Genomic DNA, 8552 nt, shown 5'->3' with positions numbered 1-8552 from the left:
GGTGATTAATTAGTTTCTCATTAAAATTTCGCCAATAAAACCTACACTGTAACCAGAATACGGAGCAGCAGCCAAAATGGTGAAGCGCAGATACCTGGCGGTAGTTAATGAAGGCAGATTTAAAGTTTGTTTTCTCGCTGTATTTTTAATATCCACAGCATACGTACCCTTATCTATCCAAGTCGTATTATCCGAACTCGTTTCCAATTTAACAGAAGTGGTATTGCCCCCTAGAGTTTGATAATTAGCAGCCGTTGGAAAGAAGTAATCCAATCCGGAAAAATTAATCTCTCTTCCAAAATCAATACTTATCCATTGTGGCAACGATTGTGTAATATTACTTAACCAATACGTTCCCAGAGTATTCCCATCTACAGCTCTTCCGGCCACGTTGCCTCCGTTTGTAGATGATGCAGTGGCTGTCAGGGTATATCCCGTATGGTCCACATACACCGCATCACCAGTGTTAAACACATAATACACTACCCTGCGTGTCTTTGGATCCTGTACTTGCCCATCAACCGAGGCAATAGCCAGCGGAAGAACGTAGGCAGTACGCGCTTTTAATACGGTCTGAAAACTAAGATTCAACACCGCCGATTCTGAAATATTGGTTCCAGCCGGGATGGCCACGGTTGATTTGTAAAAAAGATAGCTCGACGTAGGAAGTAACCGCGCACTGCTGCCATACTTCGCTCTATATTCAGCAATTTTTGTGGTGTCCGCTGTGAAAGTCACGTAATGCACATCCGAGGAAGTGGCGCCTTGCAACACAGCTTTCATCTCGGTTGTAACTAACGTTGTATTTTTAATATCTAATGCGCTTGCCACTACCTCTGTTGATACCGGCAGATTAAAGCTTACACGCCCTTCTGCAAGGACTTCGCGACTGGATTTGTCTTTTTTACAAGCCATAAACAATAGTGCTACCGTGCATATTGCCAGTAAATTCAATTTATATGTCTTCATTTTTTGAATTTTATATTTATGGGTTCTGTATCATGTCAGGGTTAAACGCCAACACTTGGATGGGTATTTGCAGCGTATATTTGCTGCTATGTGGCTCTAACGTAGCGATCACAGTATTCTGCGAATTAGTTCTGGTTACAGCAGGCATTTTGTTTTCCGTATCTAATCGTCGCATATCAAACCACCGTAAGCCGTGGAAAGGTAATTCGCGCCTTCTTTCCGCGAGTACCTCATCCAAAACCTCATTCTGAATGGTCGAATTAAAATCTCTGCTAGCAACTGGTGTACCTGTATACCGATTTCTGCGCACTTCATTCAGGTGGGCAAGTGCTATAGTCAGATTATTACTTCTTGCCGCACCCTCAGCTGCAATTAAATGCATCTCTTGTACAGTCGTGCCGGAATTCGTTAACTGAAAAGCCTGTGTAACAACAGCAGCATAAAACAAGGTTGCCCCTCTTACATTACTGGCCCAATTATAATATAAAACTGTTCTTCTGGCATCATTACTGGCGAACATACTTTTTAATTCAGCAGATATCGGCAATGCCAGGGCAAGAGAAGACCTCCCGTAAATCACATCCGGATGCGACACTACATTGGTCGTGGTCGGAAAGGATGCAGAATTGGTTAAATCAATCATCACAGCTTTAGTATTGGCCAGAGCGAGCTCAGCATATCGTTGTGCTTCAGAATATTCCCTTCTGTACAGGTAAACCCGTGCCAATACGCTGTATGCAGCCGCTTTTGAGCCACGAAACCTGGCGTTACTGTTATCTTCGGGAAGGCTGGGGATTGCCCCATTGATGTCATCAATGATATGTTTGTGCATTTCAGCCGTTGTACTTCTAGCCGGTGTTTTTTGACTTACATCGTCTGATGTGATATAAGGCACAGCCAGGTCGGTCGCTGCAGTTGCTGCATTATATGGCTTAGCATATTCGTTCACCAGGTAGAAATAAGAATGTGCACGGCCTAATAAGGCCTCGGCTTTAAGACTACTTTTCTGCGATGCAGTGCCGCCTCCAGCAGCATCAATACCTAACAAAACGGTATTGAACAGACTAATGCGTCTATAGTGCTCACCCCATAAATAGGTCATCGTACTTACATCAGTAGTAAACTGTGGTGCCCAGGTATAAACAAGTTCCGCAAGGGTGGTTGGTGGCGTATTGACGTTCTGCATATCAATATTGTCCGTCATGTAATTCATAAGATTATCACCCGTCGTTTCACTAACGAGCACATTACTATTTAACCACAAATCGAAGTCACTAGTTGTCTTCAGCAATTGCTTCCCCTTTGGTTCGACATCCAGATATTTCTCACAACCGCTAAAAGCCAGACAGCAAAGCAGCAGTTGAATGACTATATATTTAAATTTTTTCATCAGAGTATAATTTGTTTTTATCGGTAATGAAGCTATCATGAGCATATTATTGTTGTTTGCGAGTGTTTACTCATGATGGTTTCATTCGTATAAATTTTAAAAATTAGTGAATAAACCCAATGTATAAGTCGGGGTTACATACGGTTTCGCATAACTTCCTGTGGCCATGGTGAAATTGTAGCGGTTAAAACCTAGCGTATACAGATTTGAGGCCTGGGCCTTGATCTCGAAGTTCTTGAAACCCGCCCTTTTAATAAATTTAACGTCATTTAAACGGTACGAAACCGTTACATCACCAAGTGTGATATAATCACCGCTAACCACATAATTACTGTTATAAATGTAAGCCCATGATGGATTTGGACTAGTCAGGTCAAGCAGATTTGGAATATCTGTCTTCAGCTCGTCACCTGGAACTTTCCAATAATTATCAGCTCCTACCAGAGGTCTGTTATTATCTGGTGTAGGCCTTGGCACCCGTACTTTAAAACCACCATAATAGTTAATCATCGCAAAGAAGTAAAAGTTGCCAATATCGACCCGGTTACTTAATCCTGCATTAATGGTTGGAAGCGTACTTCCTGAATACTGTACAAGTCCTGAATCTTTACTGGACATCGCAGTAACTAAAGGCTGTCCTGTGCTACTGGTATTTACCACGTATTCTGCCCCATTCTGATCCACAATAATTGGATGGCCTTGATTATTAAGTCCCTTCGTATTGTAGGAAAACATTGAACCTACCGGATAACCGCTTACATAGCCCAGTACATCAAGAATCTGTGGATCATATCGACCTGTTCTATAAACATTCAGCACCTTGCTGCTATTTTTGGCAATCACAAGACCCGTGTTCCAGTTAAAATTTCTATTGGATATCCAATCTGCTTTCAAACTGAGTTCTAAACCATTATTTCTGATGGTTGCATAATTAATTAATGCAGAGGCCGCGCCAAGAGTTGGATCGATGGTAGAATTACCCATCACATCGGTCGTTTTTTTTGTATAATAATCAAAGCTACCTGTGATATTTTTGAAAATACTAAAATCCAGTCCGAGGTTAAAGTTCTGTGTCTGCTCCCAGCGAAGACCGCTATTGGCATTTGAGGCTAAAATAAGCGAAGTGAGAGTGGGTGTATTCTGATAATTAAGCGCAGCCTGGGCAATTACCTGCGGAAGCGAAAGTTTGGCTACATTTCCGTTAAATCCGAAGGCACTGCGCAACTTCAACTGGTGAAGCCAGTTCACATTACTCATAAAGTCCTCCTTTTGAATGTTCCAGGCAGCCCCTAAGGACCATAGTGGTTTGTATTTATATTTTGGATCGCTACCAAAAAGGTTCGACTGGTCAATGCGGATACTTCCTGACAAGGAATACGTATCCTTAAAAGAATATACAATATTAGAAAAAGCCGATACAAATCGGTCTTCAGTATAGGTCTGGTTAAAGAAATCAGTTAGAGATCCAAGGTTGTCTGAGGTAACAAGTGTTCCCCTAACCGCCGCCAAACCATTAAATATAGAGGCATAGTCTACTGGTTGTTGCAGCAAACTCTGGTCGTTATAACCAAAATAAGAAGCTAAATTACCTTTATTTAAGATGCTCCGTATTTCGGCACCTGCTATGGCGTTAAAAGAATGGTCACCAATTCTCTTGTTGTAGTTCAATTGCGTACGCGCGGTATAACCAATTGAACTGGTATTCTGCTGGCGAAGGAAATCCCCGTCGGGAATATTCTTTTTGAATGCCCCCCCATCAGTTACCGTATAATTATTTATCCAGGCATTCACTTCCGAAGAACCCTGCCTGGCCAGATGCCGGACCTCTGAACTAGACGACTCATACACCCCGCCAAACAAAAGGTTAAAGCCTTTTCCAACATCGTATTGGAAATTGGCAGTGACCTTGTTATTCACCGTCCGCGTTTTGTCGCTTATTAAATTGACATCAATAAGTGGGTAATAGTTTTGATCTAACAAACCCTGAGACATGATGTAATTGTTAAAAACCGGCGCAAAGCTTCGTGAAATGATCGAGGCAGGATTACCATTTACATCTTGATAGTGCTCATAGCCCGCAAAGTCAGAAACCCCTGGCACTGGCGCATTGTTAACACGCTGTTCCTGGTATTCCGTAGTTAGTTCTAAGCTGAGTCGTTTCGCCAGTTTAAGCGTAGTACGACCTGTTAGTAAAAATCTGTTGTTATCATTCAATATCTTATTATTGCGGTTCCCAGTATAATTGGCTGTGATGTAGTACAGTGCATTAGGCACACCTCCTGAAACGTTCAATGTATTTGTTTGCGTAGCTGCCATCCTCTGGAACAAGCGATTATAGTCCTTAAGATTATCATAGGTAGTCAATTCTGCAAAAGATTTTTCGGCCTGCTCAGATGAAATAATACCGGCAGCAAGCTGAGACTGGATATAAAAAGGAATAGAGCGTCCTATGCTGCCTGTCCCGGGTGTAAATAAGGTTGACCAGGTATTGGGTGTAATGTTCAGGATTTGTCTATCCCGCGTATAATTGGCATTGATGGCCGATGCGTTTGGATCCCAACGATAACGGCTATAATTTTCCTCAGGCGTCAGGCCCAATGTAGTCCTGAAACTAAACTGTGCAGCTCCCGGATTAGCCTGTTTTCGCTCAATTACAATTACCCCGTTTGATGCTCTTACCCCGTATACAGTAGCAGAGGCGGCATCTTTAAGGATCGTCACCGACTTAATCTCGTTTGGATCAATCATATCCAGTGTCAGTTCAGTTGGATAGCCATCAACTACAATTAATGGATTTTGGTTGGCCGACATGGTGGAAATACCACGGATATTAAATAAAGGCCTTGAAGAGGTGCTGCCGTCTGGAGCCGTACTGTTAAAGTTCACCGTGTTGTTGATCATCAATCCAGGTAAACGGTTTACCAATCCATCAAGAAAATTAGCGCTCACCCTGGATTCATATTCTTTTGTACCTATTTGCGAAACTGCACCTGTACTTTGTTCAGGCTTAATACGCTGGTAGCCGGTATTCACCGTTACCCCAACTTCCTGAAGATTTCCCACCGCAACCTCCATCCGGATAATTCCAATGTCTTTTGAAGCCGTGATCTCTTTGGTTATATACCCTGTATAAGTGATCACCAATGTTGCATCCTTTTCAACATTTTGCAAGAAAAACGTACCATCTGCGCTGGTTCTGGTCCCTTGCTTTCGTCCTTTGGCCATTACATTGGCACCTGACAGCGGTTCGCCGGTTGCAGCATCTACAACCCTACCAGAAACATCAATATTTATAAAAACAGCACGCAGATTATCTATAATAGAAGGCCTGGCTGGCTCAATCACGATGAATTTATCTTTCACAGAATAATTCAGGTTCTGGTCCTTGAAAAGTACTCTAAGTGCTTCTTCCAGCCCAACATTGTTTACGTTTATTGTTACTTTTTTCGCATCTCGAACCTCTTTAGAATTAAAAACAAAATCATAACCGGTTTGCAACCGAATCTTATTAAAAACATTCCCCAGGGAAACATTTGTTTCATTAAGTGTTACCTTTTGCGCGAACCCGGCAGCACCCGCCTGGATCAAAAGAGTGGTCATTAGTACTATGATTAACTTCATAATCAATAGAATTTTGTATGGCAGCCACTTAAATGGCTTACCACGGTTTAAAGCATAGTTTTCCATACTTCGTCGTTGGTTTGTATCAAACACAGGAGGGTCGACGACAGACCGCCATTATTGCTTTCTTATACAATAATGCCTAAGTTTGAATTGGTTTGAGTTGATAATTAACTATTAGCACATAATTGTTTTTCCTGATCTTTGTCAGGAATGGTTGCTCAAACTTTTGCCGGAAAGTGTTGGTAGCACTTTTCGGCTTCATTTAAAGCCACCATTTCTCTCCCGGTCTTAATTACGTAGAATTTCTTTCATAATTTGGTTCTTTGCTTAGTGATTGATATGATTTATTTGGTTACTATTACTGTTCTCCCTTCTATTTTAAACCTCACACTTCCTGTAGTTTGCATACGCTCCAATACACTTGATATATTCCTTTTTCTCGATACAGCACCACTAAAAAATTCATGTCTTGGTGCATCAGCCGCATAAACAACGTTAATATCATACCAGCGGGATAATTCACGCATGATACTTTCTAAAGGTTTATCCTGGAATACTGTACTTCCGTTTTTCCAGGCCACAACCTCCTCTACATCAACCTTATCAATCCGGATACCGCCATCATTTATCGCTTGCTCACCCGGTTTCAAAATACATGATGAGGAAAATAAAATCTTTTTAGAATCAGAAACTGCAACCCGCACACTACCCTCCAAAAGCGTAGTTTTCGTAACTGCTTCATCACCATAACTGTTAACATTAAAATGTGTACCCAGTACAGTCACCTCCTGCTGGTCCGTAACGACAATAAAAGGAATCCGTTCTTTTGCTGGCTTAACACCTTTAACTTTTGATAAATAACTCTTCGCTACTTCAAAATATGCCTCCCCCTTTAACGATACTCTACGCTCCCTTCCAGAAAAACTTGAGGGGAAAGAAAGTTTAGAATCCGCATTCATCCAAACACGCGTACCATCTGAAAGGGTAATCTCATAAGCACCTCCACGAGGAGTACTTGCAGTAAGAAGTTGAGGCTGCGTTCTCTCTGCGGCTATTTCCATCCCATCATAATATTTCAAGCCCTTACCAACAGTCACACCCTGCTGGGTATCACTTAATTTTATGGTTTTCCCATTAGCAAAAGTAAGTGTAGCTCTATTTTTCCCTGGGGCAATATCATTTTGATAAACAATCTCAACCTTGCGATTTGACAACAGACGAAAATTATAAAACCAAAGTCCGAAAACGACAGCCGCCAAAGCAGCTGCCACAGAAGCAATTTTATAATAGCGAAGACGTATGATACGAACATGATCTATCTTACGATTAATATTAGTCAGCATGCTGGTTCGTAGAACTCCAAAATCAGCAACAGGCAAACCTGGTTCCTGCAACGAATTACACCATGCATTGTATTGACCTAGTTCATCATCACTCGCAATTCCATATGAAATACGTTCAATTAGCTTAAGTCTTTCTTTATCATTCATCATCCCTTATTCTTATCCTTTAGTACATAGGGACATGAAGGCTACCTAACCCCCAAAAGAAATTGCAAATTATTTTTTGGATCAAACCAAAACTGTCCAGAAGGACATTTTACCAAGACCAGACTTAAGTTTCTTCAATACAATTGTCATTTGATTTTCAACCGTCTTTTCTGATATACCAAGCCTGGCGGCGATTTCTTTATTAGAAAGATATTCATTACGGCTCATTTCAAAGATCAGTCTGGCCCTTTCAGGGAGTGAAACCACAAATTCCTGAATGGCGTGTTTAAGCTCTTTTATTTCTAAATTATCATCTACAAAAGATTCTTCCCGCAAAGGATTTAAAGCCAGGATTTCCGCCCTTCTTTTGCTACTCTGAATTACCCTGGTCAATTTATACTTTACCGCTGAAATCAAATAGCTTCTTAAAACAGTTACATTAATTTTCTTCCCATTCTCCCAGAGCCAGACAAAAACATCCTGAACTGCATCCGTACATTCATCTTCATCCCTAAGTATATTTAAAGCATATTGATACAGATATTCTGCATAACGATGATAGATTTGATTAAAGGCCTCACGATCTCCCTGCTTTAACAAGGCAATTAATTCCTGATCTGTATATTCTCCGTAAGAAGCCATCGTATTCCTGTATGCTAAAATTTAATATTAATCATTCATCTTACTAATTGGTAAAAACAAAGGATATACCGTCGCTAAATTTAGAAACAAACATATAGAATATTTCCTTAAACCTAAGATTTAGTAAATTCAAGATGACCATGTAATCCAATATAAGGGTTCGTATTTTGTAATGAGCTCATTCTCATTTTTAACTATTAACAGACGTAAACTATCAACATCAATTAAGCTACTTCAATTGCCCCCTCTCTGAGAGAATATGTCTAGACAAAGTATATACTAATATCGCATTCCAGTCATCCATATAGTTATAACTTTTATAAATCTTGGGATCATTTTTAGAAAACAGAGTATAATAGGTTCTATAGACTTTAGTGCCAACATCTTCCCAATAGATAATTTTATTTTTTATGAAAATACCCTCTTTGCTAAATGTA

Annotated in this window: 6 protein-coding genes; all 6 read right to left on the bottom strand. The window is 40.6% G+C overall.

What is annotated here, in order from left to right:
- Positions 1-9 precede the first annotated feature (9 nt).
- Positions 10-969, bottom strand: a complete 960-nt coding sequence (locus VNZ46_RS22125) for a discoidin domain-containing protein (protein WP_325562680.1) — start codon at positions 967-969, stop codon at positions 10-12.
- A gap of 16 nt (positions 970-985) precedes the next feature.
- Positions 986-2359, bottom strand: coding sequence for a RagB/SusD family nutrient uptake outer membrane protein (locus tag VNZ46_RS22120; protein WP_325562678.1), 1374 nt, complete (start codon positions 2357-2359; stop codon positions 986-988).
- A gap of 96 nt (positions 2360-2455) precedes the next feature.
- On the bottom strand, positions 2456-5980 hold the full coding sequence (locus tag VNZ46_RS22115; RefSeq protein ID WP_325562676.1) for a SusC/RagA family TonB-linked outer membrane protein: 3525 nt from the start codon (positions 5978-5980) through the stop codon (positions 2456-2458).
- 347 nt (positions 5981-6327) lie between these two features.
- Complete coding sequence (locus VNZ46_RS22110; RefSeq protein ID WP_325562674.1) at positions 6328-7476, bottom strand: FecR family protein; 1149 nt, start codon at positions 7474-7476, stop codon at positions 6328-6330.
- A gap of 78 nt (positions 7477-7554) precedes the next feature.
- On the bottom strand, positions 7555-8115 hold the full coding sequence (locus VNZ46_RS22105; RefSeq protein WP_325562672.1) for an RNA polymerase sigma-70 factor: 561 nt from the start codon (positions 8113-8115) through the stop codon (positions 7555-7557).
- 229 nt (positions 8116-8344) lie between these two features.
- Positions 8345-8552, bottom strand: a 208-nt coding sequence (locus VNZ46_RS22100; protein WP_325562670.1) for a hypothetical protein, incomplete at its 5' end; no start/stop codon positions are given.

The organism is Pedobacter sp., from assembly GCF_035566355.1.
Lineage (GTDB): Bacteria > Bacteroidota > Bacteroidia > Sphingobacteriales > Sphingobacteriaceae > Pedobacter.
Note: the sequence above shows the minus strand (reverse complement) of the source record. Positions and strands in the feature narration are given on the sequence as shown.

What these genes read in the sequence shown, in the direction of transcription:
- VNZ46_RS22110 (WP_325562674.1), bottom strand. Translation starts at nt 7,476, where the DNA reads ATGATGAATGATAAAGAAAGACTTAAGCTAATTGAACGTATTTCATAT.
- VNZ46_RS22115 (WP_325562676.1), bottom strand. Translation starts at nt 5,980, where the DNA reads ATGAAGTTAATCATAGTACTAATGACCACTCTTTTGATCCAGGCGGGT.
- VNZ46_RS22105 (WP_325562672.1), bottom strand. Translation starts at nt 8,115, where the DNA reads ATGGCTTCTTACGGAGAATATACAGATCAGGAATTAATTGCCTTGTTA.
- VNZ46_RS22120 (WP_325562678.1), bottom strand. Translation starts at nt 2,359, where the DNA reads ATGAAAAAATTTAAATATATAGTCATTCAACTGCTGCTTTGCTGTCTG.
- VNZ46_RS22125 (WP_325562680.1), bottom strand. Translation starts at nt 969, where the DNA reads ATGAAGACATATAAATTGAATTTACTGGCAATATGCACGGTAGCACTA.